General features: G+C 70.9%; 24 protein-coding genes and 1 tRNA gene. 22 read left to right on the forward strand and 3 right to left on the reverse strand.

Annotation, left to right across the window (positions count from 1 at the left end; translation table 11 throughout):
* The first annotated feature begins 17 nt into the window (after positions 1-17).
* From PYR91_RS09260 to PYR91_RS09275, 4 genes are all read left to right on the forward strand, one after another.
* Positions 18-488, forward strand: a complete 471-nt coding sequence (locus PYR91_RS09260; protein WP_279778964.1) for a hypothetical protein — start codon at positions 18-20, stop codon at positions 486-488.
* Positions 489-849: 361 nt separating this feature from the next.
* Positions 850-969 (forward strand): DLW-39 family protein, encoded by a 120-nt coding sequence (locus tag PYR91_RS09265; protein WP_279778966.1) that lies wholly within the window; start codon positions 850-852, stop codon positions 967-969.
* A gap of 28 nt (positions 970-997) precedes the next feature.
* A complete protein-coding gene (locus tag PYR91_RS09270; RefSeq protein WP_279778968.1) occupies positions 998-1756 on the forward strand; it encodes an HAD family hydrolase in 759 nt (252 codons plus the stop codon).
* Positions 1757-1771: 15 nt separating this feature from the next.
* Positions 1772-1847: transfer RNA gene (locus PYR91_RS09275), tRNA-Ala, on the forward strand.
* Positions 1848-2246: 399 nt separating this feature from the next.
* Here the strand turns inward: PYR91_RS09275 and PYR91_RS09280 are convergent.
* The 3 genes from PYR91_RS09280 to PYR91_RS09290 form a co-directional block, all read right to left on the reverse strand.
* Positions 2247-2477 carry a hypothetical protein gene (locus PYR91_RS09280; protein ID WP_279778971.1) on the reverse strand — a complete coding sequence of 77 codons (231 nt, stop codon included), beginning with the start codon at positions 2475-2477 and terminating at the stop codon, positions 2247-2249.
* Positions 2478-3002: 525 nt separating this feature from the next.
* The gene (locus PYR91_RS09285) at positions 3003-3527 is read right to left on the reverse strand and encodes a tyrosine-type recombinase/integrase (RefSeq protein ID WP_347942987.1); all 525 of its coding nucleotides are present in this window, start codon (positions 3525-3527) and stop codon (positions 3003-3005) included.
* Between the two features lie 132 nt (positions 3528-3659).
* Entirely contained in the window at positions 3660-4379 is a 720-nt protein-coding gene (locus PYR91_RS09290; RefSeq protein ID WP_279778974.1) for a DinB family protein, read from the reverse strand.
* Positions 4380-5091: 712 nt separating this feature from the next.
* Between PYR91_RS09290 and PYR91_RS09295 the strand changes: the two genes are divergently transcribed.
* The 18 genes from PYR91_RS09295 (at position 5092) to PYR91_RS09380 (ending at position 26259) form a co-directional block, all read left to right on the forward strand.
* Positions 5092-5814, forward strand: coding sequence for a DUF4184 family protein (locus PYR91_RS09295; RefSeq protein ID WP_279778978.1), 723 nt, complete (start codon positions 5092-5094; stop codon positions 5812-5814).
* Positions 5815-6352: 538 nt separating this feature from the next.
* The gene (locus PYR91_RS09300) at positions 6353-7945 is read left to right on the forward strand and encodes a serine/threonine-protein kinase (protein WP_279778981.1); all 1593 of its coding nucleotides are present in this window, start codon (positions 6353-6355) and stop codon (positions 7943-7945) included.
* 258 nt (positions 7946-8203) lie between these two features.
* Positions 8204-8737, forward strand: coding sequence for a hypothetical protein (locus tag PYR91_RS09305; protein ID WP_279778983.1), 534 nt, complete (start codon positions 8204-8206; stop codon positions 8735-8737).
* Between the two features lie 26 nt (positions 8738-8763).
* Positions 8764-9780, forward strand: a complete 1017-nt coding sequence (locus tag PYR91_RS09310; protein WP_279778985.1) for a hypothetical protein — start codon at positions 8764-8766, stop codon at positions 9778-9780.
* 17 nt (positions 9781-9797) lie between these two features.
* Positions 9798-11225: a peroxidase gene (locus PYR91_RS09315; RefSeq protein WP_279778987.1), complete on the forward strand. Its 1428-nt coding sequence runs from the start codon at positions 9798-9800 to the stop codon at positions 11223-11225.
* A 107-nt stretch (positions 11226-11332) separates the two neighbouring features.
* On the forward strand, positions 11333-13003 hold the full coding sequence (locus PYR91_RS09320) for an AMP-binding protein (RefSeq protein ID WP_279778990.1): 1671 nt from the start codon (positions 11333-11335) through the stop codon (positions 13001-13003).
* A 142-nt stretch (positions 13004-13145) separates the two neighbouring features.
* Positions 13146-14183 (forward strand): alpha-hydroxy acid oxidase, encoded by a 1038-nt coding sequence (locus PYR91_RS09325; RefSeq protein ID WP_279778993.1) that lies wholly within the window; start codon positions 13146-13148, stop codon positions 14181-14183.
* Positions 14177-15532 carry a cytochrome P450 gene (locus PYR91_RS09330; RefSeq protein ID WP_279778995.1) on the forward strand — a complete coding sequence of 452 codons (1356 nt, stop codon included), beginning with the start codon at positions 14177-14179 and terminating at the stop codon, positions 15530-15532. The genes PYR91_RS09325 and PYR91_RS09330 overlap by 7 nt, the downstream gene beginning before the upstream one ends.
* Before the next feature lie 144 nt (positions 15533-15676).
* Positions 15677-16366 (forward strand): response regulator transcription factor, encoded by a 690-nt coding sequence (locus PYR91_RS09335; protein ID WP_279778998.1) that lies wholly within the window; start codon positions 15677-15679, stop codon positions 16364-16366.
* Positions 16363-17655, forward strand: a complete 1293-nt coding sequence (locus PYR91_RS09340; RefSeq protein ID WP_279778999.1) for a HAMP domain-containing sensor histidine kinase — start codon at positions 16363-16365, stop codon at positions 17653-17655. The genes PYR91_RS09335 and PYR91_RS09340 overlap by 4 nt, the downstream gene beginning before the upstream one ends.
* 415 nt (positions 17656-18070) lie before the next feature.
* On the forward strand, positions 18071-18814 hold the full coding sequence (locus PYR91_RS09345) for a hypothetical protein (protein WP_279779000.1): 744 nt from the start codon (positions 18071-18073) through the stop codon (positions 18812-18814).
* A 68-nt stretch (positions 18815-18882) separates the two neighbouring features.
* Positions 18883-19698: a glycosyltransferase family 2 protein gene (locus tag PYR91_RS09350; protein ID WP_279779001.1), complete on the forward strand. Its 816-nt coding sequence runs from the start codon at positions 18883-18885 to the stop codon at positions 19696-19698.
* A complete protein-coding gene (locus tag PYR91_RS09355) occupies positions 19695-20975 on the forward strand; it encodes a 2-phospho-L-lactate transferase CofD family protein (protein WP_279779002.1) in 1281 nt (426 codons plus the stop codon). The genes PYR91_RS09350 and PYR91_RS09355 overlap by 4 nt, the downstream gene beginning before the upstream one ends.
* Positions 20972-21637, forward strand: coding sequence for an HAD family hydrolase (locus tag PYR91_RS09360; RefSeq protein WP_279779004.1), 666 nt, complete (start codon positions 20972-20974; stop codon positions 21635-21637). The genes PYR91_RS09355 and PYR91_RS09360 overlap by 4 nt, the downstream gene beginning before the upstream one ends.
* Positions 21634-22395 (forward strand): NTP transferase domain-containing protein, encoded by a 762-nt coding sequence (locus tag PYR91_RS09365; RefSeq protein ID WP_279779006.1) that lies wholly within the window; start codon positions 21634-21636, stop codon positions 22393-22395. Before PYR91_RS09360 ends, PYR91_RS09365 begins: the two co-directional genes overlap by 4 nt.
* Positions 22392-23657: a glycosyltransferase family 4 protein gene (locus tag PYR91_RS09370; protein WP_279779008.1), complete on the forward strand. Its 1266-nt coding sequence runs from the start codon at positions 22392-22394 to the stop codon at positions 23655-23657. Before PYR91_RS09365 ends, PYR91_RS09370 begins: the two co-directional genes overlap by 4 nt.
* Entirely contained in the window at positions 23654-24961 is a 1308-nt protein-coding gene (locus PYR91_RS09375; protein ID WP_279779011.1) for an oligosaccharide flippase family protein, read from the forward strand. The genes PYR91_RS09370 and PYR91_RS09375 overlap by 4 nt, the downstream gene beginning before the upstream one ends.
* Complete coding sequence (locus tag PYR91_RS09380) at positions 24958-26259, forward strand: glycosyltransferase family 4 protein (protein ID WP_279779012.1); 1302 nt, start codon at positions 24958-24960, stop codon at positions 26257-26259. The genes PYR91_RS09375 and PYR91_RS09380 overlap by 4 nt, the downstream gene beginning before the upstream one ends.
* Positions 26260-26373: the final 114 nt, after the last annotated feature.

Here is a 26373-nt window from a genome sequence, read left to right on the forward strand (position 1 = left end):
CCCCGTACGGTCGGGTGGTGGCTTTCACCGAGAAGTACCTGCGTGTACCCGGCGTGACGCACGTCGCCGGGCGGCGGGTCAAGCGCTACCACGTCACCACCGTCGACGCCGAGATCGAGGACGCCGTCCAGCGGGCGGCCTACGCCTTCCTGCCGAGCCTGATACCCGAGCCGGACGGCACGCCGCCGGCGGCGTTCACCGTCCTGCACCGCGGCGTGGACGCCGTCTACCTCAACGCCTACAGCTGGGTGTGGGACAACGTCCTGGAGTGTCACACGGCCGCCGCGGGCTCCCCGTTCCTCGGCTGCGACGACACCGACGTCACCCACTTCAAGCAGCTGGCCAAGCCGTGGATCGGCTGCGTCTGGGAGCTTCCCCCGCTGGAACACGAGCGCGCCGCCTGGGTGCGGCACCTGCTCGACCCCGACGAGCCCGACCTCGACGCGTACCTGGCCGACCTGCCGAAGGAGGGCATGATCGGCCGCTGACATTCCGGCGCCCCCGCTTCGCTGTGGACAACCTGTGGAAAACCTGTGGACGGCGTCCACTTCCCGCCCGTTCGAGAGGCGGCGCACCATAGACGCCAGTCAAGGATGGAACCTCCCGAGCACAGTCATCCTGACTCGCGTCCGAGGCCGCTCGGACACCTCCTTGACCCCTTCGTTCCTGGTGCTCCAGAGGCGGTAATGGATGTCCTGAAGGAGGTTCCGTATCGGAAGATTGTGGACAACCGCTTCGCGCGCGGCCCGAAGCCGGGGCCCGATCCCTTGCTAGGCTGCATTCATCTGTAAGGAACCCGGCGTTGTCCCGTCGTCCGCTGACGGGGCCGTTGAGAAGTGGGGTTACACCGTGAAGAAGCTGCTCGTTCTCGCGATCGTCGCCCTCGGGGGGCTGCTGGTCTGGCGCAAGGTGCAGGCTGACCGCGCCGAGCTCGACCTGTGGACTGAGGCGACCGGCAGCGAGAACTGACCACCGGGCCGCCGATGCGGGTGCGTCGATGAATCCGGCTCAGGGACGGGGTGACGGCACGACCGCCACCTCGCCCATCAAGCTGGCCTGCCTCGATCTGGCCGGCACCACGATCGGTGACATCGCCATGGTGGAGCGCGCGTTCGCCGAGGCGATCGCCACGCAGGGCATCGTCCCCGGGACCGGCGCGTACGCGCGGGCCATGGTCCACGTACACCGGTCCCGGGGTCGTCCGAAGATCGAGGTCTTCCGCGGCATCTTCCCCGGCAACGAGGCGCAGGCCCAGGCGGCCAACCTCACCTTCGAGCGCTCCTACGAGGGCGCCGTCGACAGGGCCGGCCTGTACCCCATGCCGGGAACCGTCGAGGCCCTGGAGAAGCTCCGGGGCGCCGGGGTGAAGATCTGCCTGATCACCGGCTTCAGCAGGCCGACTCTCGGCCGCGTGCTCAGCGCCGTCGGCTGGGTCGACAAGGTCGACCTGGCCCTCTCCCCCGAGGACGCCGGCGGCCGCGGCCGCCCCTGGCCCGACATGGTGCTCACCGCCGTCCTCCGCTTAGGCATCGACGACGTCCGCCAGGTGGCCGTGGCCGGCGACTCCGAGAGCGACATGCTCTGCGGCTCCCGAGCGGGCGCCTCCATAGTCGCCGGCGTCCTCACCGGCGTCCACAGCCGCGAACGCCTCCTGAGAGGCGGCGCCACCCAGATCATCGACTCCATAGCCGACCTCCCCGCCCTCCTCCTGGACACCCACCCCACCGACACCCCCACACCCACGCCTTCCCGGTAAGCTGTCCCCCGAGAAGGGGCCTTAGCTCAGTTGGCAGAGCGCCTGCTTTGCAAGCAGGATGTCAGGAGTTCGAATCTCCTAGGCTCCACCAGCATAAACACACCCCCACTTATGATCGCTTAGTGGGGGTGGGTGTCTAACTGGGTGCCTGCGTATCCCCGCTCATGGGGAAGATGTCGTCCATGGCTTTCGCCCCTTGCAGCAGGACAGATGAGAGCTGGAAGCGGTAGGCCGTCTGGTGTTCGCGTAACCGACCAGGCGTGAGATGTACTCCAGTGACACTTCGCGGTCGAGGTGACGTGAAACGCCCACCACGTGATCATCGGTGTTTGTGAATTTCAGCTCACCGGTGAGAGGAGCGAGGGGCAGACGGTCGGGATGCTGGATCTAACCAACGCCTGACGCGGCCACCATCCCCAGCGCCGTCGCGTTGCTTCCTGGACTCCTCGGTGGCGCCTACGACCCCGTAGCACATACTCGGGCGCGGCGCTCAGGATTCGCCGGCGTCATTCCTTCGCGCGATGAAGACGGAGCCGACGGCCAAACCCAGGGCCAAACCCAGAGCCAAACCCAGGGCGGCACCGAGAGCGATGTTGTCCAAGAAAATCCCGACCGTGGTGCCGAAGACGGCGCCGAAGAGAGAGCCAAATGCGAGCCAGACCCCGAGATTTCCCGAGATCCCGAGACCTTCGGCGCCCGAGGGCATGTTGTTGCTCGTCATCGCATCTCTCCAGGACGTGGGCGGACTGGCGGGCCCACCACGGCGGATGCGCAACCACCTTCCTCCACAACGTAACACCTGACATCGAAGTTCCCGCCGCCATCGCATGATCTTTTGTTGTCTTCACAAACTCCAAATGATCTCGCGGTGGCCGTCGCCGTTTGATCCCCAGGAGAGCGGCCAAAGGGGAGTCATTGGGATTCACGAACAACGGAACACCGCCTCTGACCTGAAGTTCAGCAGGGTCAGAGGATGGTACGGGCGGATGACCGCTGGACCGTGATCCAGCCTCCTCGCTGGTCGATTCTCCTGGATGAGCCCACCGAGTCAAGGGCTCCTGCCGGCGTCGCTTCGCCATCAGCTTCGCTGACCTTTGACACGGCGCGCTCGCTCTAGGGATCGGCAGCTACGAGGCGGAGGGGGAAGACCAGGGGCCTGGTGAACGGATCCGCTCATCTCGTGCCCGTCGCGTGCCCGATTGGGCGGGAAACAAGGGGAAACACCGGGGAGCCACGGGGAACGCCATCAGCGCGCTGAGCTGTGTCTTCGCAGGGCGAGCAAAATCGGTAGCCGTCTTTGCAAGCAGGATGTCAGGAGTTCGAATCTCCTAGGCTCCACCCAAAGAAAACCCAGGTCAGGGCACACATCCCGACCTGGGTTTCGCGTTTCAACGGGCCTGTTTCGACTCCCGTGCCCGCCCGATGCCTTCGTGAGCTGGTCTCTAGCGAGGGCGTCGAGCTTGCTCGCCACCTCACGCTGACGCTCATGCGAGCCGTGCTGATAGACCATCGCCGCCCGGGTGCTGGAGTGCCCCATCCGGTCCATCAACTCTCGAATGGACGCCCCTGCGTTCGCGGCGAGCGTGTTGCCTGTGTGTCGAAGGTCGTGAAAGTGGATCTTCGGTAGTCCGGCCTTGGCGAGCGCCTTGGCTTGGTTTCGTTCGCGTGACCTGACCGCGGTTGTTCGTCGGCTGTGACCGCGGGCATGGTTGGGCGAAGTCGTTGTTCGTGCGATTCGACCGCACTCATGGACCGCATCGCCGGCCTCCAGGGCGGCGCACCTCTACGAGCTCGCCGACCTCCGGGCGGCCGCCCGTTATCAAAGGTGCCTGCGGAGCCTCAGGCTTGTTGAGGCAAGTACCGCCGGATACTCGAGAAGTACCGCGTGAGTCCGTGGCCGGTCCTACTCAGCGTCCTGTGCCTCGATCAGGTCGAGGTCGCGGACGCAGAAGCCGTGGTGCTCGAAGGTCTCGTCGAGCACCGTGCCGAGGCACCGCCGCACCGAGCGGCCCCGGGCGTACGGCGGCCAGATATCGTCGTCGGGCACCGGCGCTCGCCCGGCGAGCTGCCCAGCGGTGACCCCGTCGAGCCAGGCCTCAAGCTCGGAGGCCTGTGCCTCACGCACGCTCACGATCTCGTCGAGGGACGGATCGAGCGAGAGGTCAAGCCCGTGCGCTCCACGGTAGGGCTCAACGGTCGTCCCGATGCCCATCGGCGTGAACAGCTCCGTCGAGCCCAGGCAGCAACGGCGGAACCACGAGTCGTGGACGAAGACCAGGTGGCGCATCGTCTGCACAGCCGACCACTCGTCATTCACGCTGCGGCGCTCGATGCCGGGCGTACGACGGATTCGCTCGATCGTGGCGGCCCAGCCGGTATGGAGCTGACGCGCTGCCTCGCGCAGATCGGCAGGGTCCTCGGAGCGGATCAGCAGCCGCACCGGATTACGCCGGTCGAGCTCTGCCTCGACGTACTCGGTGACCTCGACCCCGTTCACCACGAGGTTGGTGATAAGCCCGTCGATCACGGCGTCCTGCATGACGACGCCGATCAGGCGTGCCCCGGTCAGATCGCACTCGCGGAACTCTGCACCGTGCAGGTCCTCGTCGACATATCGTTTCATGCTCCGCATGGTAGGGCCGAGCACTGACAAACCAGCCCCCCTGTCCCCGCGACCTCCACCCCATTGGTGCGGTCGGCTCTCCCGAACATTGATCATGGTTCCAGCCCTCAAGTGTGCGGTCAGAACTCACGAACAAATGCGGTCACTTCTCACAAACGAAACCAGCGGCTACTCCCGACGCTGCACCTCCCACCGCGCTCACAATGCCAGCGATCGTCGTGATAAGCGCTGTCGCATCTAAGCCCGCATTCGAGCCGGAATGGGACGTGACCACGTTGCCCAGTAGTAACGCAGCAGCGACGAAGAGGCCCACAGAAAGGACTCCCATCTCGCAGCGGCGAATGGCGGTGTCCGGATGCTCATGCTGTGAACCGTACGACGGCGCGTGGGCCCCAGCTAGAGCCCCACTCTGATCGGTTGACCGATCGGAGTGAGGGTACCGCCGTGCCCGTCGCGTGCCCGATGGGGCGGGGAACAAGGGGGAACAGCGGAGAGTCGCGGGGCCTGCGATCAGTGCTGTCAGCTGCGTCGTCGCAGGTAGGACAAGATCGGCGTACGTCTTTGCAAGCAGGATGTCACGAGTTCGAATCTCCTAGGCTCCACCAGCCGAAACGCCGCTTCCGGATGGGGAAGCGGCAGTCGTGCCATCAGCTCGCGGAGATCGGCACCGGCTGAAGCCGGCAGTTGATTGTGGCCGTTAGCATCCTGTGGCATGCCGTTTACCTTGATCCATGCCGTTGTCGCGGTGCCGTTACGCCGCATTCTGCCGGCGGCGCCGCTGGCTGCCGGGGCGATGACCCCCGACCTTCCCTACTTCGTCCCCAGCGGGATCACTATCCCCGACGGGCCCTGGTTTCAGCCGCTGATGGATGCCGGATACACCCACAAGGTGCAGGTGGACGCGCTTGTCGCCGATGTGGCGCTGGCGCTGGTGCTGGCGGGAGTGATGACGGTGTGCGCTGCCCCGGCCCGCGCTCTGCTGCCCCAGATGCTGGCCCGGCGGATGGAGCGTCGCGGCCCGGCGTGGGCGGCACGCTGGGCGTGGTGGCCGGTGGCTGCCGTCGTCGGGGTCGCCACCCATCTGGTGTGGGATGGCCTGAATCACTGGATGGCGGACGCCGGGGACCCGGCGCTGCTGAAGGCCGAGGGGGTGCATCTGGTGGGTTCGCTGATCGCTCTGGCGGCGGTCGGCTGGGCCTGCTGGTGGCTGTGGCGCAGGCCGCTGAGCGAGCCGGTGCCCCAGCCGGGCCTAGGGGTGCGCCTGGGGCTGCTGGCGGCGATGGGGCTGGTGGCAGCCGGACTGGTCACGATGAAGGGCACTTGGGCTTGGACGGTGCCGCGGTCACTGGTGACGTCGACGATCGCCGCGATCGTGCTGGTGCTGCTGGCCTATGCCGCCTTCCGTCGCCTGGCCATCTCTCGGGCGGCGACCTGACACCGTCGGGTTAGGCCGAACAGACCTTCCCGCGCCGATGAACCGCTGCGGGCGCTGCTATGACCATGAACTGAATCTGGGAGCCGCCCCTGGTTCAAGTCGTCGGCCGCCCGCTGATCGAACGCGTCGCCGGCTACCTTGACATCCTCACCGCCCACGGCGTCGGCGGTGAGGATGATCCGGTCCTCAGACTCGGGCTGGATCATCTACGAAACGACCATCCGATCGTCGCCGCACCCCACTCCAGCTTCGACGATGCCCTGTGAAGGGGCCGCCAACTCGAGCCTGATCAGCGGCGAGCGTGTTGCCCGTGTGCCGGGGAAGTTCGAACCCTTGAGTCCATCTCTTTCAGCGCGTTCACCCACTTGACCTCACGCCGGAAGTCGCCGCTCCGCAGGATGTCGCCACGGACGCCGAAAGCGCGATTTCGTGTCGAAGTGGCCGCGTCGCACACCGAGCGCTCCCCCAGACCGAGCCGGGGCCGGGGCACCCACCACGAGCGGTTCGCTCCGCGAGACCACAGGCCCGGCCGGGCACTATGTTCCCCTGTGTGACCGCGCACTCCCCCCGCGTCCTCGTTGGGCGCTATCGGCTCACCTCCTCGCTCGGCAAAGGAGGAATGGGCACCGTCTGGCGAGCCGTCGACGAACTCCTCCAGCAGGAGGTCGCGGTCAAGGAGGTACGGCTGCCGCCCGACCTGGACGATGCCACCCGCGCCGAGTTGTTCGAGCGGACCTTGCGCGAGGCACGGGCGGCCGCCAGGCTGCGCGCGCACCCGTCGATCGTCACCGTGCACGACGTCGTCGACGACGGCCGGCCCTGGATCATCATGGAACTGGTCCAAGGCCGGTCACTCGACCAGATGATCCGCGAACACGGCCCGCTGCCCCCGCGGCAGGTCGCCGACATCGGAATTCGCCTGCTCGACGCCCTCGCCGCCGCGCACGCCGCGGGCATTCTGCATCGGGACGTCAAGCCGGCCAACATCCTGATAACGGGCGAGGGCCGCGTCGTGCTCACCGACTTCGGCATCGCCACCCTCGCGGGCGAGGCGGCCCTCACGCAGACCGGGCTGGTCTCCGGTTCACCTGGGTTCATGGCTCCCGAGCGACTCAAGGGGGAGGATGACCGCCCCGAGTCTGATCTGTGGTCGCTCGGCGCCACGCTTTACGCGGCGGTGGAGGGCCGTTCCCCGTACGCGCGAGAACGTCAGACGGCCGTGCTCGCCGCCGTGCTTCTCGACCTGCCCCATCCGATGATGTTGGCCGGGCCCCTCGCACCTGTCCTGGCCGGTCTGCTCGAAAAGGATCCCGCGCGACGTCACAGCGCGGGCCAGGCCGCCGCACAACTGCGATCGATCACGGCTCACGGCCCGTCGAACGCCGGCGCGCCTCGGATGGCCCCACCACCGCACGGCAACCCGCCCCTGGCGGCTCCACCGGTCCACGGCGCCCTACCTGCGCAGCCTGCCAGGCCGGCCCGCAAGAAGCCGGTGGTTCTGGGGGCGGTCCTGGCGTTGACAGTGGCTCTCGTCACAGGAGCGGTGTTCGCGACCCGCGATGTCTGGCAGGGCGCATTGGCCGCGCCGCGGAAGAGTGGTGACGGGACCACGAGAAGCGTCACTGCGGCGCCGAGCGAGTCGGGGACGGGCGTGCCCTCCCCGACCGAGGTGCGGGAAGCTGCGTACACCAAGGACCCGGAAGCCTGCGAGCTGGTGAACCTCCGGCAGGCGGGGCAGTTCCTCACCGGCCCGGCGAAGCAGCGGTTCATGACCAAAGGGATGTGCATGTGGCAGAGAGAGGATATCGGTGCTTTCTTCCATGTGAACGTCATCCGCTCGCCGACGACGGAGAACGCCCGCATGGTATTCGCGTCGCTACGCGAGAACATGCAGGAGGAACCGAGAAGGAACCCTGGGACCACCCTTCGGAAGGGCCCTGACGTGGGCGATGAAGCCTTCAGTTACGCGAAAGGCGAGGTCATCGCGGACATCAGAATTCATCGGACGCAGGTGCTGTTCCGGCAGGACAACGTGAACGTCATCGTGTACTTCACGCTCCGCAGCCCCGGCTACCGCAAAGCTGACCTGGTGGCCGCGCTGGTCGAGAAGGGCCTGGCGGCGTATCGCTAGGGGTTCGCCCGCCGCGCTCAGGTTATCCGGCGCCGGTCGAGCCGTGTTGGTCAGACGTCGAAGCGGACTTCACCACGTCGCCGTCACGCATGACGTGGTCCGCTCGCCGAGCGGCAGCCGTGAGGTCTCCATCAAGGAACGTCAGGCCGACGACGGCTGAAAACACTGTGATGTGGATTGGCTCGGTGGGGCTGGCGTGGTTTGGTTGCGGGTAGGTAGGTGGTGGTTCGGTCCCCCTGTCAGGTGAGGGGGACTGGGATGGAGATCACACCTCGGGCGGTAGTCATTCCCAAGGAGACGGGGCATCTGGAGCAGGGGAAGTATGGTCCTGTGTTTCCCCGGAGCCCGGCGTGTCATGGGTTCACGATCGTCGCGAAGGTCAAGTCCGGTCGGGGCGAGGCGATCCGTGATCACGGGCGCGCGCTGGCCGAGGCGTTGGAAGCCGATCCGCATCTGCTCGCGCCGCTCAAGCTGCACTATCTGCGCTGGGTGCTGTTCGACGACGACACGCGGTTCATGTACCAGGGGATCTTCGACACCGACTTCGACAAGTACACCGAAGACGCCGTCGACCTCTTCAGCAGGTCGGGGGTGAGTACGGCATTCGAGAACCTTGAGGGATTTCCCGAGGACTGGAGGACCAACCCCGAGGCGTTCGTCCGGTTCGTTCGTGCGCATCACTGCCCGAGCTTCGTCGAGTACGGGGAGTACCCGTACGTCACCGCCGACGAGATCAAGAAGGCTCTGCGGATCAAGAGCGCGCTGTCGGAGATGCTCGACCAGCTGCAGTGACGCTCGCACGGTGCACGGGGGATGAGATGAGCGAGTTCAGGACCGCGCGTACGTACAACCAGCACCACACGCCACGCCAGTACACACCTGGCCGGCGGCGGATGAGCATCTACGTCGCGTGGAGCTACCCGGCCGAGGCGGGCCGGAACACGGCCGAGCTGGACGACCGGTTCTCCACGATGACCGAGGTTCGCCGCGTCACCTGGCCGGCGTATGAGGATCCGCGATGGTCGGATCCGCTGCGGTTCCAGCAGGGCGTCGCGGGCGGGCTGGAGCTGTTCTTCTGGGGCTGGCTGCCCTTCCAGCGGTTCGCCGAGGAGACCACCGGCCACGCGGTGCCCGTGTACCAGCGCATCGACCAGGCGGGCTTTCACACCCCGCTGGACGAGCGGGTGCTGGCGGACACCGACACCCTGTTCGTGTGGGGGCTGGACCACATGATCACCGGGCAGGAGGCCGCGCCCCGGGAGATCGAGGCCGTGCGGGACTTCCTCACCCGGGAAGGAACCTGCCTGGCCCTGGGGCCGCATCACGACGTCGGGGCATCGGACGACATGGCCGTACGGGACATGGAGTATCGCCATCACGGCGACGCCCTGGTGCCCCGCCGGCAACGCTTCGGCAGGTACACCAGATCGTTGATGGCCGGTCTCGCGGTGCCGGTGGAGAACCGGTACGGGCTGCGGCCCGCGGTGCGGGACGGCAACAAGATCGCCCCGCTGTCTGTCGCGAGGGATCTCGACTCCAGGGGATGGCTGAAAGGAGTGTCCAGCCTCAACTTCCACCAGCACCTGCCGCACTACGCCGTGACCACCGACGACGCGGACGTCGTCCACGTGCTGGGCAGGCAGCCGATCGACACGGCCCGGCCGCACCCGTTCACCGAGGCGGGCAACACCGAGTTCAACATGTTCCTGTGGATGCCGCCCAGCGGCGAGCGGGCCGGCGACGTGATCCTCGCCGACTCGACGATCTTCAGCGCGTTGTTCGGCGTCGACGAGAACGTGCGCGGCTTCTGGGGCAACCTCGCCTCGGCGAAGTGACACCACAGGGAGGCGACATGGTCCCCGAGACAACACAGGCGGCGCTCGAACTCCACGACATCCAGCGCTGCGTGCTCAGCCCTCGGCCGACGCCGTACGCGGCGACGTACATCCTGGTGCGCGTCGACGACCCCGCGCACGGCAGGGAGCTCATGCGCCGCGCGAGCGCGGTGGTGACCTCGGCCGCCGACCCGGTCGGCCCTCCGGGGGAGACCTGGGTGAGCGTGGCCGTCACCTACCAGGGTCTCAGAGCACTCGGCGTGCCACAGGACTCGCTGGACACCTTCGCCTGGGAGTTCCGCCAAGGGATGGCGGCGCGGGCCAAGGCGCTCGGCGACGTCGGCGAGAGCGATCCCGCCAACTGGGAGCCACCGCTCGGCACCTGCGATGTCCACGTGGTACTGGTGGCGCTCGCCCCCGACAGCGAACGACTCGAAACCGTCCTCGCACGTGCGCGCCCGGCCTTCGACGCGCTCCCCGGCGTGACGGCGATCTGGCGGCAGGACTGCCACGCACTGCCCTCCCAGACCGAACCCTTCGGCTACCGCGACGGCATCGGCAACCCGGCGGTCCAGGGCAGCGGCATCCCCGGGTCGAACCGGCTGGAGCCACCGCTCAAGGCCGGCGAGTTCGTGCTCGGGTACCCCGACGAGCTCGGCGGTGTCCAGACACCCCTGCCCGAGGTGCTCGGCCGCAACGGCACCTACATGGTCTTCCGCAAGCTCCACCAACGTGTCGCCGCCTTCCGGCGCTTCCTGAGGGACAACTCCACCGGCCCCGAAGACGAAGAGCTGCTGGCAGCCAAGATCATGGGACGCTGGCGCAGCGGCGCGCCCCTGGCCCTGACCCCGCTGCACGACGCCCCCGGCCTCGGCGCCGACCCGGACCGCAACAACACCTTCCTGTACGAGCGCGACGACCCGGCGGGCTACACCACGCCCGGCGGCTGCCACATCCGGCGGGGCAATCCCCGCGACGCTTCGGTGGCCGGATCCCCCAGGCTGCACCGCATGATCAGACGCGGCACCGCGTACGGCCCGCAGCTGCCCGAAGGCGTTCTGGAGGACGACGGCGAGGACCGCGGGCTCATGTTCGCCTTCATCGGCGCGCACCTCGGCCGGCAGTTCGAGTTCGTCCAGTCCGAGTGGATGAACAGCGGCGTCTTCTTCGGCGGCGGCGACGAGCGGGATCCCGTCATCGGCTTCGACCAGGGCTGTCGCGACTTCACGATCCCCCGGCGGCCCGTACGCCGGCGCCTGCGCGCTCTGCCCACGTTCGTCGTCACCCGCGGCGGCGAATACTGCTTCGTACCCGGACTCCGCGCGCTGCGACGGCTCGGAGAACTCCCCGACCGACCCGTGCCACCTGTGGCCGTCCCGCGCGGCGGGCCGGCAGATCGTTCCTCGTGCGGCGACGACGGAGCCGGCGATGGGCTGCACTCCTGACTCCCGCGGCGTTCTGATCCGTCTCTGATCTGTGCCGTCTACCGTCGTCCGGCGACAGGCGGTGGGAGGCCGGGGGGCGGGCGCCTCAGGAGACGAAGGAGCTGGACATGGACGATTCCATGACGCGCGCTGTGCGCCAGGGACGCGCCGAGGGGCTCGCAGAGGCGGCCGAGGACGTGGCGGAGGCGTTTCCGCGGCTGTTGCTGGACGCGTTGCTGCGTTCGCCGGGCACCGCCGCCTTTGAGCAGGGGGACAGGGTCGTTTCTCGGGGCGAGTTGCTTGAGCTCATCGGGCGCATGGCCGTCACCATGCGCGGTGTGGGCATCGGCCCCGGGTGGGGGGTCGCCGTCAGCACCGGCGTCTCGCCGGAGGGGTTCGCCGCTCAGATGGCCGCGTACGTGCTGGGGTGCCGCGTCGTGGGCGTACGGCCCGGGTACACGCCCGGCCAGCTCGTCCATGTGTTCGGCGTGGGGGTCGACGCCGTGGTTCTCGACCGGTCGACGGTGACACCGGAGCTGCTGCGCGCCGCCGGATCGGCCGTTGTGCTGTCGCTCGGGCCCGTCCCCGGGGTGGCGGGGGCGATCGACCTCCTGGCCGATCCCGGCGATGGCCGCTTCCTGGCGGCCGATCCTGGGGACGGTCGCTTCCTGGGCGCGGTCGATTCTGGCGGCGGTCGTTTTCCGGTCGTCGCGGCGCATCCGGACGACGTGGCTCTGGTGTCCTTCACCAGTGGGAGCACGGGGCGGCCGAAGGGGTGTGCGCTTACTTATCGGGCTCTTGCCGCGCACTGGTCTTGCCATCTCACCTGGGCGTCGATCGCGCCCGGCTTCGCCGAGTCCTTTCAGCGGTACATGGTGTTCGGCACCCTGTCCAGCATGGTGGTGCTGGACTTTCTGGCGGCGTGTCTGCTGGGCGGCGGGACCGCCGTGATTCCCGAGGAGGACGGCCGGCCGCTGTTCCCGTACGCGATCGAGCGGTACCGGATCACCGGCGCCATCGCGGCCGTGCCGCGGTTGTGCGCGATGCTCGACCTGCTTCGCGAGGAGCGGGTCGACGTCGGCAGCCTGCGCGCGCTGACGGTCTCCGGCTCGCCTGTCAGCCGGCATCGGCTGCGGGAGGCGGTGGACCGGCTGGGTCCCGTCGTCTACGTGGGGTACGGGGCGACCGAGGCCGGCGTGATCTCCATGTTCCCGTCCAGCGACCTCGCTCGATTGCCGGACGACGCGCCTGTCCCGGTCGGACGCCCGCATCCCAGCGCCGAGATCAGCGTGCGCGACGAGAAGGGCCGCCCGGTCGCCGCGGGGCGCACCGGCGAGATCCACGTGCGCAGCCCCTTCGTGATGGCGGGCTACTGGGATCTGCCGGAGGAGACCGGCGACGTGCTGCGGGACGGCTGGGTGCGCACCCGTGACCTCGGTCACGTCGATGACGCCGGTCTGCTGTACCTGTCCGGACGGACCAGAGACGTGATCATGGTCAACGCGATCGTCGTGTACGCCGGCGCCGTCGAACGGGTGCTGGCCGGCCATCCGGACGTGGCCGAAGCGTACGTGGCCGGCGCGCCGGACGAGCGGACCGGGGAGGCGGCCCACGCGTTCGTCGTCCCGGCCCCCGGCCGCACCCCGGATCCCGCCGCCCTGGCGGAGCTGGTCCGCGCCGATCTCGGTGAGGGCAGCGTCCCGCGGACGATCAGGACGGTGTCCGCCGTTCCGGTCGCGGCTAGCGGCAAACCGGACAAGCGGGCCCTGCTGGAGCGGTACCTGCCCCAGACGCTCTGATCGATCTCTGAGAATCCCGGGCCAAGACTGGTGAAACTTCAATCACCGCAGGGCGGGAGGCGCCAGTGCCCGACAGCTCGGTCCGCGGGGCCCGCCGATCGGCGGGCACTCACCACAGCCTCCCGGCCTCGGGGTGACGGCCGTGCTACGGACCATCGGGGAGTTCGAGGCGGCGGCCCGGGACCGGTTGGACCCCGCGCACTACGACTACTTCGCCGGCGGGACGGGCGAGGAGATCACCTTGCGGGCCAACGAGGCGGCGTTCGCCCGGCTCGCGCTGCTGCCGCGCGTGCTGCGTGGTGCGGGGAGCCCGCGGATCGGGGTCACCCTGCTCGGCAGCCCCGTGGCCATGCCGGTGCTGGTGGCGCCGACCGCGTTCCACCGGCTGGCCGATCCGGAGGGCGAGCCGGCCACGGCGCGCGCGGCGGCCGGCGCGGGCACCATCATGATCGTGAGCATGGCGGCGACCGTGGCCGTCGAGGACGTCGCGACCGCCGCGCCCGGCGCCACCCTGTGGTTCCAGCTCTACGTCCAGCCGGACATGGCCTTCACCGAGGCGATCGTCCGCCGCGCCGAGGCCGCCGGATGCACGGCGCTGGTCGTCACCGTGGACTCCCCCGCCCGGGGACACCGCGACCGGGACCTGCGCAACGGCTTCGTCGACCTGCCGGAGGGCATGCGCTGCGACAACCTGCGCGACGGCGACCTGGTGCGGCCGATCGTCATGTCGCCGGAGATCTCGTGGGAGCACGTCGACGCGCTGAGGCGGATGACGAGGCTGCCGATCGTGCTCAAGGGCGTCACGCATCCGGCCGACGCGCGCCTCGCGCTGGAGCACGGCGTGTCGGCGCTGTACGTCTCGAACCACGGCGGACGGCAGCTCGACACCGTCCCGGCCACCGTCCAGCTGCTGCCGGAGATCGTGGCCGCCGTCGCCGGGGCCGTGCCGGTGCTGGTGGACGGAGGGATCCGGCGCGGCCCCGACGTGGTGAAGGCGATGGCGCTGGGCGCGTCCGCGGTCGCGGTCGGACGTCCGGTGATCTGGGGCCTGGCGACCGGCGGCGAGCGCGGCGTGGCCCGCGTGCTCGCGCTGCTCCGCGAGGACGTCGAGCAAACGCTCACCCTGTGCGGCGTCGCCTCGGTGGACGACCTCGGGCCAGAGCTGGTGCGGCCGTGCTGACGGCGGCGGCGGTGGCGGTGGCCGTGGCCGCACTCCTCATCGGCTTCCCCCGGTGGCTGCCCGGCCGGGTCGTCGCGCTGCGCGGGTGGGTGTTCACGAGGATCAACGGTGACGAGAGCATTCCGGTCCCCGGCGAGCTGATCGGCGTCGACCGGTTCCGGGAGGTCTACTCCCACCCGGCGGCCTCCGGCCGCAGCAGGGGCGCCGCCCTGTCCGACCTGTTCTGGTACTGGCTGTCGCCGGGGCCCGAGATGCACCAGGAGCACCTGGAGGCCGGGGAGCGGTACGACGCCGTCGCCCTCGTCACCCGCCGCATCATGTCCGTGCCGCGGACACGGGCGGAGGAGCTCACCCGCCGCTGCGTCACCCGGGCGCTGCGGGACAGGCGGGGGATGGTCCGGCTGCGGGACATGCTGATGCCGGTGTGGGCAGAGTTCTCCTACGAGCTCGTGTTCGGCGAGCCGTGCCCGCCGCACGCGCGGGATCTGATCGTCGGCAACGCGGACGACGTCGTCACCACCCTGAAGTTCTGCGGCCTGCGGCACATGGACCGGCGCGAGCGGCTGACCGCGTACCTGGTCGAGTCGCTGCCCCGGGTGCGGCACGAGCTCCCGGCGGGCCTGACGGCCCGGGAGCGGGCGCTCTATCTCCAGGGCGCCTTCTTCAACACCGCCGTCGTGCAGATGTCGGAGGCCGTGGCGCACGTGCTGATGGCACTCGCCCGGCACCCGGACGTACAGGACAGGGCGCGTGACGGCGACGACCGCTACCTGGACCAGGTCGTCTCGGAGACGCTGCGGCTCTACCCGCTCTTCGGCATCGCGCACCGCATCACCACCGGCGACATCCCTCTCGGAGACGGGGGGACGATCCCGGCCGGCTCGGTGCTGTGCTTCGACTACCCCGCGTTCCACCGGGCGGGCTTCCCCGACCCCGAGCGTTTCGACCCCGGACGCTTCGCACCCGGCCACGCCCCGAGACGGGAGCTCAACCACATTCCGTTCGGCATGCCGGCGAACCGTCCCTGCCCGGCGGCGCGGCTCGCGCCGCTCGCCATGCGGGTCGCGGTGCGTGAGACCCTCCGCGCGTGCCGGCTCGACTCCACCGCCTCGCACACCCGGTCCCTGCCCAACCGGGGGCCGTGCCTCCTCACCCCCCTGGGAGCGGCGCGGCGCGGGCCGGTACGGCGTCTGACGTTGCTGTACATGTGGTTCAGGGACGGCTGGGAGGACCTCTGGCGCAGCCTCGTGCAGCTCGTTCTCGGGACGTACATGGTGTGGGACGCGCACCGGTCGCGGCCGTGCGAGCGCCACTTCTCCGGCGGGCTCACCCCCAGGGCCGGTGAGTGACCAGGGGTCGGCCGACACGAGAGGTTGCGCGAGAAACCATTCAAATTTCATCTAGTTTCAGGTGTCGGCTGGTGAATGCGCAGCATGCCCCGGCGAAGTTGCTGAAAGCTGGATATTTCCTGATATGGGTGCCACGGTGGGCGGGTGGCACGGACACCGGGGACGCCCGGATCGCGCTCCCGTCGCCTGCTGCTCGTGGAGGACGACCGCGATCTGGGGGACATGCTGGCCGACGTGTTCGTCGGCGAGGGATACACGGTCGATCTGGCGCTGGAGGGCCAGCGCGGCCTGCACCTGGGGCTGAGCCGCGACTACGACGTGATGATCATCGATCGCGGGCTCCCCGTGGTCGACGGTCTCGATCTGCTGAGAAGGCTGCGCCGCCGGGCGGTCACCGTGCCGGTGCTGATGCTCACCGCGTTCGGCGCCGTCACCGACCGGGTCACCGGGCTCGACGCGGGCGCCGAGGACTACCTGGTCAAGCCGTTCGACCTCGACGAACTGCTGGCCAGGGTGCGCGCCCTGCACCGCAGAAACCTGGACCAGGCCGCGCTGCTGCCGGTCGGCGTCGGCTGGCTCGACTCCGCGTCCTGCACCGTGAGACTGTCGTCCGGCGGACAGGTGACGCTGTCCGGCCAGGAGAGCCGGCTGCTCCGCACGCTGGCGATCCGCCCCAAGCAGGTGCACACGCGCCCCCTGCTGTTGCAGCGGGTGTTCGACGGCGCCACGACCGAGTCGATCGTGGACACCTACGTCTACTACCTGCGCGGCAAGCTGGGGTCCTGCGTCGTGCACACCGTTCGTGGCGTGGGGTACCGCCTGGGTGAGCTGTGAGACGACGGCCCGCCGACCCGGAGCGTCACCTGCTGACACGTGCCCGCCGGAGGATCACCGCGCAGGTGGCGGGCGTGTTCTCGCTGGCGATCGCGCTCCTGGGCGCGCTGGTCTACTACGTGGTGGTCGACGACCAGGACGCCACCGCCCGGCGCGACCTGGCCGTGGCCGCGCGGTCGGCCCCGATCACCCACCCGCCGCCGTGCGTCTGGCTGTTCGAACTGAGGCAGGACACCGTGTGGTCCTCCCCGGGCGCACCGCGGGGCTTCCCGGTTCGCGGGGCACTCGACCGGGTCGCCGCCGGCGGCCGCACCCGGGTCGAGGTCGTGGAGGCCGGCGGGCAGACGTACCTGGTCCGTACGCAGCGGCGCGGCGGCGTGCCGGTGCAGGCGGTGATGGACCTGTACTTCCCTGTCGCCGAGCGGCAGAGGCTGCTGCGCACACTCTGCGCGGCGGAGGTCGTGGCCCTGCTGGCGGCGCTGCTGATCGGGCAGATCCTCGCCCGCCGGGCGATCGCGCCGCTGGGCGAGGCCCTCGACCGGCAGCGCCGGTTCACCTCCGACGTCAGCCACGAGCTGCGCACGCCGCTCACCCGTCTTCACGTCCGCGCGCAGCTCGCCGCGCGGCGCCTGCGGCGGGAGCCGGATCCCCAGCTCATCGCCCGCGACGTCGACCAGCTCGTCACCGGCATCGGGCAACTGGGCGAGGTGATCGAGGACCTGTTGCTTTCGAGCCAGCTCAAGCGGCACCGCCGGTCGTTCGGGCTCACGGACCTGGCCGCGCTGGCCGAGGAGTCGGCCGCCGCCGAGGCGGCCCGCGCCGAGGCTCGCGGAGTGACGATCGGCCTGCGGCGAGGCCCGGGCGACCACGTCGTGCGCGGAGCGCAGCCCTCGCTGCGCCGGGTGATCTCCGCACTCCTGGACAACGCGCTCCGCCACACCTCCCAGGGCGGCCACATCTGGCTGACCGTCGGCTCGGGTCCCGAGACGGTGCGGCTCAGTGTGCGGGACGACGGCGTGGGGCTGGACCCGCGTGACGGCGAGCGCCTGTTCGCCAGGCATGTCGGCGAACCTCACGCCGGAGGTCTCGGCATCGGCCTGGCCCTCGTGAGCGAGGTGATGGACGCGCACGGCGGCACGGTCGACGTGGACGGGCGGCCGGGTGCAGGGGCGACCTTCACCATCCGTCTCCCACGGGCCACGCCGGACGACCGCGCCCCGCGCCTGTCTCGGGTCCTCCTCCCGCAGCGGGGGCGGAACGAGGGGGCCGAGGCGCCGGGATCGTCGTAGAACGCCGGCTCGATCGCCGGATACGGCGGTTGGACCTGCCCGCGAAGGCATCCCGGCGTCACGCGGGGTGAGCGGCGGAGTGGCGGCAGGGATGGAGCCACGCACTCCCTTACGGAATTCGCGACGAATTGTCCGAAAGTCGAGTTGCGGCACCGATACCTGAGAAGGGCTCATATATCAGCCGTTCCGGCTAGAAATACGTTCGGAAGTTGAATTTTGTATAGCGGTTCACCTGGGCGTTTCGCGCACGGCCCGAAATCCGCTTTGAGGAAGCGAGGCGGGAAGGTCCCAGTTTCATATACTTAGGTGCTATTGGAGAGGCTGCTGCCATACTGGGGGACGCTCCATGGCTTGGGGCTGGAGTTAATAACCGTCCCGGATCGCCCGTCGTCTGGAGGAAAGGTGCCGATTCTCCATGACGGCACGTGACGAAAGCCCGCCCTCCCCGTCGCTCCTGAACGGGGACGTCACCACGAGCCGGCCCGGGCGCGTCGCCGACGTCGTCCTGCGCGGGCGGCGCCGGTGGGCCCGGCACCTGTGGTGGCTGGCCCTGGTCGCCGGGGCGGCCGGTGCCGCATTCGTCTGGCTGGCCACCCCCCACGCGCGGGAGATCCAGACGGCGTGGGAGCTCGTGGCCAAGCTGCTCGCGTTCGCCTGCCTGTGCGTGGCCATCGCGTTCTTCCCGTGGGTGTCGCCGCGCCTGCAGTGGCTGGTCTACATCCCGTTCGTCTTCTTCACCGGTTACCTGATCCCGCGCGTCAGCTGGTTCTACTTCGGCGACGTCGCACGCGCGCAGGGCGACAGCTTTTACACGCACCTGTATCTGCTGCTCTATCCGGCGATCGTCCTCACGGTCGCCGCCGCCTACCGGATCGGGGGCGGCAGTCCGGGCCGCTGCCTGAAGGTCATGGCGACCGGCGTCGTCATCCTGTTCTCGGGGTTTCTCGACCTCATGTGGTTCGTCGCCAACCCGGTGGCGATCCCCGAGGTCATCGACGCGCCCCACATCAACCTGTTCACCGGCGGCCCGATCTCGTTCGGCATGACCATCCTGTTCGCCCTCGCGCACGTTCCGATCGTCGTCGGGATCAACCTGCTTCCCCTGGATCGCTGGATCGCCCGCCTGCTGGGGGCCGGGGAGCTCACGCCGGTCCGGTAGCCGGCTCCGGCGGCCCGTCTCGCCATGGCCGTCACGCCAGAATCCGAAGCTCTTCCGGGAGGTGAGATTTGCCGAACACGCATGCCGGGGCCCGTGCCGTCGACATCTCGGTGGCGGCGCCCGCGTACAACGAGGCGCAGACCATCGCGGCGGCGGTGACCGAGTGGCGCGACTACCTTGAGCGGCACCCGGCGGTCGGCGCGTGGGAGATCGTCGTGTGCGACGACGGGAGCACCGACGCGACCGGGGCCATCCTCGCGGCCCTGCGGGCCGACTGCCCCGAGCTCGTCGTCGTCTCGTTCGACCGCAACCGGGGCGCGGGCGCCGCGATCGCCGCCGCGATCGCCCGCACCCGGCTGGACTGGGTCGTGCTGCTCGACTCGGACGGCCAGTTCCCGATAGCCAATCTCGACGCGTTCATCCCGCGCGTCCAGGCCGGTGAGGCGCTCGCCTTCTCCGGCGCGCGGATCAGGAAGGCCGACGGCCTGCCGTACCGGTGGGGATCGGCGGCCAGCGGCGCGGTCAGCAACGCCCTGCTCCGCACCCGCTACCGCGACTTCAACTCGATCTTCAAGGTGGTCAGCGGGCCGCTGTTCCGCGCCCTGCCGCTGGAGTCCGGCGGGATGAACTGCTCGACCGAGATCACGGCGAGGGTCGCCGAGCTGGGCCACACCTGGGTCGAGCTTCCCATCGAGCACCGGGAGCGCGGCGGCGGCCGTCGCGGGTGGCGGTTCTGGAAGGGGGCGCGGGACCGGGCGCTGTTCGTGGGCTACGTGGGATACCGCAACTGGCTGCTGCGCCGGGGCGTCCTGCGCGGGCCGGGCCCGTCCGGTGCGCCGGCGCCACGGCCGGTGGCGTCCCGGGTGACGGAGGAGACGCTTTGAGCGCGCGTGCACGCCCGCTGAGCGCGGTCACCATGTTCAGCGGCGGGCGCGGCGGGGCCAGCATCGCGCGCCGGCTGCTGGGCGTCCCCGGGCTCGCCCTCTCCCTGGTGATCAACGGGTACGACAACGGGCTGTCCACCGGCGCGCTGCGACGTTACCTGCCGGGGATGCTCGGGCCGTCCGACTTCCGCAAGAACTGCCTGCTCCACCTCGACCGCGGCGACCCGCGGCAGGCCGCGCTGATGTCCGTCCTGGAACATCGCCTGCCTGCCGGGACCACGCCGGAGCGCCTCGGGCACCTCATCGACGAGATCGCCTCGTCCGGACGGCGCGCGGGGCGTCCGCCGTCCGGCTCGGCCTCCGGCACGCCGTTCGACGCGCTGCGGCCGGAGGCGCGAGCGGAGATCACACGCGACCTGCGCCTGTTCGCGCGCCGGCTCGGCGCCGAGCCGCACGGGATCGACCTGGGCGACTGCGCGCTCGGCAACCTCGTGTTCGCCGGCGCGTACCTCCGCACGGGGGAGGACTTCAACGCCGCCGTCCGCTCCTGCGCCCGCACGTTCGGCTCCCCGGTCCGGCTGCTGAACGTGACCGGCGGCGAGAACGCCTTCCTCGCCGCGCTCAAGCGCGACGGCCGCCTCCTGGCCGACGAGGCCGACATCGTCGCGCCGCAGGACGACGAGGCGATCACCGACCTGTTCCTGCTCCGTCGGCCGCTCGGCCACCGGTGCCGGGCCGAGCTGGAGGCGCTGCCCGCCGCGCGGGTGCGGGAGGTGCTGGCCCGCCACCGCGCCGACGTCACGCCGAACCCGGAGGCGCTGGACGCGATCAGGGACACCGACCTCCTGGTGTACGGGCCGGGCACCCCGCACTCGTCGCTCCTGCCGAGCTACCTGACGCCGGGCGTCACGGACGCGATCGCGGCGAGCCGGGCCGTGGCCAAGGTGTTCGTCGTCAACACCCGCGACGACCACGACATCCAGGGGCTGACCGCGCCCGATCTGGTCGACCTGACCCTGTCCTACCTCGGCGACCCCCGCAACGAGCGGCGCACCGTCACCCATGTCCTGTGCCCCCGCCCCGCCCCGCCGTCGGACGGCCTGCCGCCCGTGCCCCCGGTGCCGCGAGCCGTGATCGACCGCGGCGAGTGGGCCGGGGCGCGGTGGGTCACGGCCGACCTGGAGGACCCCGGCCGTCCGGGCGTGCACGGCGGCCGCAGCACGGTCGACGCCCTGACGGCCATCCGCGGCGAGGCGGCGCTGGCGGGAGCCGAGTGACCCGGGCGCGGGCCGGCGCGGTCGCCGGCCGCCGCACCTGGCTGTTCGACCTCGACGGCACGCTCGTGGACTCCTGCCCCGCGCACGAGGCCGCGTTCCGCCAGGCGATCGCGGAGTTCGCGCCCGGCGCGCTCGCCTCGTTCCGGTACGCCGCCCACGCCGGCGCGAGCACCGCCGAGGTGGCGGCGCGCCTGGTCCCGGGCGACGCCGTCGCGGCCGGGCGGCTGGCCCGGCGCAAGCAGCGGCTCTACCACGAGTACGCCGAGGCGGGGGTGGTCGTCGTGCTGCCCGGCGCCCGCCGCCTCCTGGAGCGCCTCACGCAGGACGGTCGCACGGTGTACCTGGTCACCGGCGGCAGCCGCGGGTCGGTCGAGCGGGTCCTTTCGGCCTGCTCCCTGGGCGGCTACTTCCGGGCCGTGCTCACCAGCGACGACATCCCGGTGAGCAAGCCCGATCCGCGGTTCTACGCGGACGCCTGCCGCCGCTGGGCCGTCGACCCGGAGGACGCCGTGGCCGTGGAGGACTCCGCGCACGGGGTGGCGTCCGCGGTCGGCGCCGGGCTGGTGACGCTCCAGGTCCACGCCGCCGAGCCCGCGGCCGGGGCGATCGCCGTACAGGACCTCGACGAGATCGTGTCCCTCTTCCACCAGGAGCAGCGGTGAGTGAGCGTGTCTGCGCGGTGATCCCGGCGGCCGGGCGTGGCACCCGGCTCGGGTTCGGCATCCCGAAGATCATGGTCGAGGTCGCCGGCGGCGTCACCGTCTGGCATCTGCTGCACCGGCGGCTGCGGCCCCGGGTCGAGCACACGCACGTCGTCGTCTCCCCCGAAGGCGAGGCCCCGTTCCGGGACCTCGCGGCCGAGGAGATCGGGAGCGGCGCCGTCTCGGTGAGCGTCCAGGACGAGCCGACCGGCATGGGAGGCGCCATCTTCGGCGCCGCCCCGCACTGGGAGTCCTACGACGCGATCCTCGTGGTCTGGGGTGACCAGGCGAACCTGTCCGCCGCGACCGTCCGCCGCGTCGTGGCCGCCCACCGGGGGGCCGGGCTCACGATTCCGCTGGTGCCGATGGCGGATCCGTACGTCGAGTACGAGATCGCCGGCTCCGAGCTCGTACGGGTGCGGCAGTCGCGCGAGGGCGACGAGTGCCGCCCCGGCGGGCTCAGCGACGTCGGCGTGTTCTGCCTCGGCACCGACGGGCTTCGGGAGCGGTGGGCGCGCTATCTGCGTGACGCCGCCCCGGGCGCCGTCACCGGCGAGGTCAACTTCCTGCCGTTCCTTCCCTGCCTGTCGCGGGCCGGCCGGCCGCTGACCGTGGTGCCGGTGGACGACCCCGTCGAGGCGCGCGGCGTCAACACCCAGGCCGACCTCGACTTCGCCCGGCAGGCGTACCTCAGGGACACGGAGGCCGGCCGCCGATGAGCGAGCCGACGGCCCGGCCGCGCCCCGTCTACGTCGTCTGCGCCGAGGCGCCGCCGGACGTCGTCGGCGGGCTCGGGCGGTACGCCGAGCGGATGATGGCCGCGATGCGTCAGCTCGGCACGCCCGTCGAGGTGTTCGGGGCCACCGCGCGGCACGGGGCGCCGCGGACGGAGCGGATCGGCGACGTCACCCTGCACCGGGTGCGCACCCCCGGCGGTGACCGGGCCGGCGGCGGCACCCGGACGCCGGCGGCGCTCCTGCGGGTCGCCCGGGTGATCGGGGTGCTCGTGTTCAACGTACGGGTCGCGGCCCGCATCCTGCGGGCCGGCGCCGGGCCGTCGGGGTCGGTCGTCGCCGTGCACGACTGGATGGGCTGCGTCGCCGGCATCCTCTGCCGGGTGCTCGCCCGCACCCCGGTGGTGTTCCACGTCCACACCCGTGAGCTCAACGCCGCGCCCTCCCGGCGCCGGTCCGCGGTGGCGTCCGGCATCGCCGCGCTGGAGACCGCCCAGGCGCGGATGGCACGCCTGATCGTGGTGCCGAGCGCCGGGATGCGCGACGAGCTCGCGGCGTCCGGGTGGCCGGCCGACCGGCTGCGGGTCATCCCGCACGGCTTCGAGGACCCCGAGCTGTCGCGGCTGGCCGCTCTCACCGGCGACGAGCGCGACCGGCTCCGCGAGGCGGTCCGGCGCCGTTACCTGCCCGGCGGCGGCGGACGGCTCGTGGTGTTCGCCGGTCGGCTGTCGCCGCACAAGGGCGTCCGCACCCTGGTCCGGGCGGCTCCGCTGATCGCCGGGGACCGCGACGACGTGCGGATCGTGCTCGTCGGCGCGCAGGCTCCACGCACCGGCGAGAACGCGGAGGTGGCACGGCTGATCGACGAGACGGGCGTCGGCCGCCACGTGGTCGCCGGGTACCGTTTCCTGAGCTCAGCCGAGGTGTTCGCCCATTTCCTGGCCGCCGACGTGTGCGCGTTCCCGTCCACCTACGAGCCGTTCGGGCTGGTCGCGATCGAGGCGATGGCGCTGGCCCGGCCCGTGGTCGTCGGCCCCGGCTACTCCCCGGAGGTGGTGGGGGACGGCGCGATCCGGTGCGAGCGCGACTCGCCGGAGGAGCTGGCCGGCGCCCTGCTGCGGTGCCTGGACGACCCGCCGGCCGCGTCCCGGCTCGGCGGGCGCGGCGCCGCCCACGTCCGCGAGCGGTACACGTGGGCGCGGACGGCCGAGCTGACCCTGGCGGCGTACGCCGAGCTGGCCCGGTGACGCGCCGGGGACCGGCCGGGGACGTGCGCGCCCGCGTCGCGCGGGTCGTCGACGGCCACCGATGGGCGGCCGGGCCCACGCTCGTGAGCACCCTGGCCAGCGGCACCGCGGCGGCCACCACGCTGGTCATCGCCAGGGGGGTCGGCGCCGCCGCGTTCGGCCACTTCACCGTCGTCCTGTCGATCGCGCTGATCGCCACCGTCGCCATGCTCACCAGCCTCAACTACGTCATGTTCCAGGAGCTGCCGCGCGCCGAACCGGCGGACCGGCCGGCCCTGGTGACGACGGCGCTCTTCTCGACGCTGGTGCTCGGGACGGCCCTGTTCGCCGCCGGGATGCTGGCCGCGCCGCTGTTGACCGCGGCGCTCGGCGTCGACACCCGCACGCTCGCCTTCGGCCTGGCGCTGGCGCTTTCGATGACCGTCAACCAGCTCACCGAGAGCTTCCTGCGCGGGCTGAAGAGGTTCAGGCTCGTGGCCGCGCTCAAGCTGGCCGTCGCCGCCGCCTACCTGGCCGGTTCGGCGTACTGCCTGCTCGTGCTCGGGATCAGGGACGCCGAGATGTACCTGGGCGCGCTCATCGTGACGAACCTCGTCTTCGCCGCCGTGGCCGTGGCCGGGTGCGAGGTGGCGCCGCGCTCCTGGTCGCCGGCCCTCGCGAGGTCGCTCTACCGGCACGGCGCGTACGTGACCGTCATCGCCACGTTCACCGCGGTGCTGTTCGGCGTCGACGTGATCTTCCTCAACCACTGGGCCGGGCGGGCCGACGTCGGGGTGTACTCCCTGTACAACGGCTTCCCCAAGCGGCTGCTCGGCGTGGTGTTCATCGACGGGATCGGCCTGGTGCTGCTGCCCATGCTGGCCACGACGGCCAAGCCCGCCCTGATGCGCAGGATCGCGCGGCTCGCGCCGTCCGTCGCGGCGGCCACGGCGGTCTTCTGCTTCGCGGCCAGCCTGGTGTTCTTTCTCGTGATGGGCGAGGAGTACCCGTACTCGGTCGGGCTGATGGCGCTGGCGGCCGTGGGCATCGGCGCGCACACCGTCTTCAACCTCTACTTCGTCGCCCTGTCGATGGACGGGGTGCGGGGCGCCAAGGTGCTCATCGCCTGCCTCGCCGCCGGGACGCCCGCCGCGCTCGCCGGCCAGGCGGTGTGCATCGCCTGGTGGGGGCTGATCGGAGGGCTGGTGGCGTTCGTCCTCAGCAATCTCATCCTGGTGGCCGTCGTGGCGGGTGCCGCGAGCCGGGTGTACCGGCCGGACGGCCCGGCGGCGGCCACCCCACCCACGGAGGAGGCCGATCGATGAGGATCGCCTGCGTCGTCAACCAGTATCCGCCGAACATCACCGCGGGGCTCGGCCGCTACGCCGAGCTGATGACGCCGTACCTGGCCCGCGACCACCGGCTGGCCGTCCTCACGCTCAACGACGGCCACCAACCCGTCCACGAGCGCGGCGACGGCGTCACCGTCTACCGCCCGCTCGGCCGCGTCCTCGGCGCGATCGGCCGCCGCCGGCGGCTCAACCGCACCCGGGGCGCCGAGTTCGCCCTGCTCGCGCTGAACGTCGTGGCAAGCAACTGGCGGTACTTCCTGCGGCTGCGCCGCGCGGGCCGGGACGGGCGGCCCGACCTGGTCGCCGTGCACGACTCGACGAACTTCCTGTGCGGGCTGCTCTGCCACTACGTGCTGCGGCTGCCGGTCGTCTTCCACGTGCACACCACCGAGTACGGCGTCGCGGCGCAGCGCACCATCACCGACCCGCTGAACGTGTTCGCCGCCGTCGAGCGGTGGCTGGCGCGGATCTCCCGGCGGGTCGTCGTCGCCACCCCCGAGGTACGCGCCGAGCTGGCCGCCGCGGGCTGGAGGCGGACGCCGATCGACGTCGTACGCCTGGGCGGCACCTACGAACGGGTGCTCGCCGACCCCGCGTTCGACCGCGACGGGCTTCGCTCGGGAGCCGCCGCCCTGCGGGCCCGGCTCGGCATCGCCGCCGCGGACCCGGTGCTGCTGTTCGTCGGCCGCATCGAACGGCAGAAGGGCGTCTATCCGCTGCTGGAGGCCATGCGGAGGATCGCCCCTGCCGTCCCCGGCCTGCGCCTGGTGATCGTCGGGGAGGGGGACGAGGCGGGTGTGGCGCGGATCGTCGCCGAGACGGGCCTGGGCGGGCGTGTCCTGACGTCCGGCGGGTTCGTCGACGGCAAGGCGCTCCTGGAGTTCTACGAGATGGCCGACGCCTGCGTCTTCCCCTCGCTCTTCGAGCCGTTCGGCCTGGTGGCCACCGAGGCGATGGCGCTGGCCAGGCCCACGATCCTCGGCGACGGGTTCTCCCGCGTCTTCCTCGGCGACCCCGACCGGCCCGCCGTCCGGTTCGTACGGAGCGCCGACCCCGGCGACATCGCCCGCGTCGTGATCGAGGTCATGACCGATCCGGAGCTGCGCCGTACGCTCGGCGCCCGGGGGGAGAGGTTCGTCCGGGAGAACCTGAGCTGGAGCAGGGCGGCCGACGAGACGCTCGCGGTCTACCGCGCCGCGCTCGCAGGGCGGCGCGCCATCGGCGGTCCCGAGCCCGCCGGTGACGGCGCCGAGGGGCCGGGTACGCCCTAGAAATCCGGTTGCACCGGACGAGAGAGGACCTCCCGCGAAACGGCGTCTCCATCGACGCCACCGCACCGCTCGCCCACGTCGTCGACGAGATCGTTCGTCGCGTCGAAGCCGATT

This window comes from Sphaerisporangium sp. TRM90804 (assembly GCF_029846175.1).
Classification (GTDB): Bacteria; Actinomycetota; Actinomycetes; order Streptosporangiales; family Streptosporangiaceae; genus Sphaerisporangium.

Excerpts from the sequence above, each read along its gene's own strand:
- PYR91_RS09290 (WP_279778974.1), bottom strand. The coding sequence starts at position 4,379 with ATGAAACGATATGTCGACGAGGACCTGCACGGTGCAGAGTTCCGCGAG.
- PYR91_RS09280 (WP_279778971.1), bottom strand. The coding sequence starts at position 2,477 with ATGACGAGCAACAACATGCCCTCGGGCGCCGAAGGTCTCGGGATCTCG.
- PYR91_RS09380 (WP_279779012.1), top strand. The coding sequence starts at position 24,958 with ATGAGGATCGCCTGCGTCGTCAACCAGTATCCGCCGAACATCACCGCG.
- PYR91_RS09295 (WP_279778978.1), top strand. The coding sequence starts at position 5,092 with ATGCCGTTTACCTTGATCCATGCCGTTGTCGCGGTGCCGTTACGCCGC.
- PYR91_RS09345 (WP_279779000.1), top strand. The coding sequence starts at position 18,071 with ATGACGGCACGTGACGAAAGCCCGCCCTCCCCGTCGCTCCTGAACGGG.
- PYR91_RS09370 (WP_279779008.1), top strand. The coding sequence starts at position 22,392 with ATGAGCGAGCCGACGGCCCGGCCGCGCCCCGTCTACGTCGTCTGCGCC.
- PYR91_RS09310 (WP_279778985.1), top strand. The coding sequence starts at position 8,764 with ATGAGCGAGTTCAGGACCGCGCGTACGTACAACCAGCACCACACGCCA.
- PYR91_RS09270 (WP_279778968.1), top strand. The coding sequence starts at position 998 with ATGAATCCGGCTCAGGGACGGGGTGACGGCACGACCGCCACCTCGCCC.
- PYR91_RS09305 (WP_279778983.1), top strand. The coding sequence starts at position 8,204 with ATGGAGATCACACCTCGGGCGGTAGTCATTCCCAAGGAGACGGGGCAT.
- PYR91_RS09320 (WP_279778990.1), top strand. The coding sequence starts at position 11,333 with ATGGACGATTCCATGACGCGCGCTGTGCGCCAGGGACGCGCCGAGGGG.
- PYR91_RS09300 (WP_279778981.1), top strand. The coding sequence starts at position 6,353 with ATGTTCCCCTGTGTGACCGCGCACTCCCCCCGCGTCCTCGTTGGGCGC.
- PYR91_RS09315 (WP_279778987.1), top strand. The coding sequence starts at position 9,798 with ATGGTCCCCGAGACAACACAGGCGGCGCTCGAACTCCACGACATCCAG.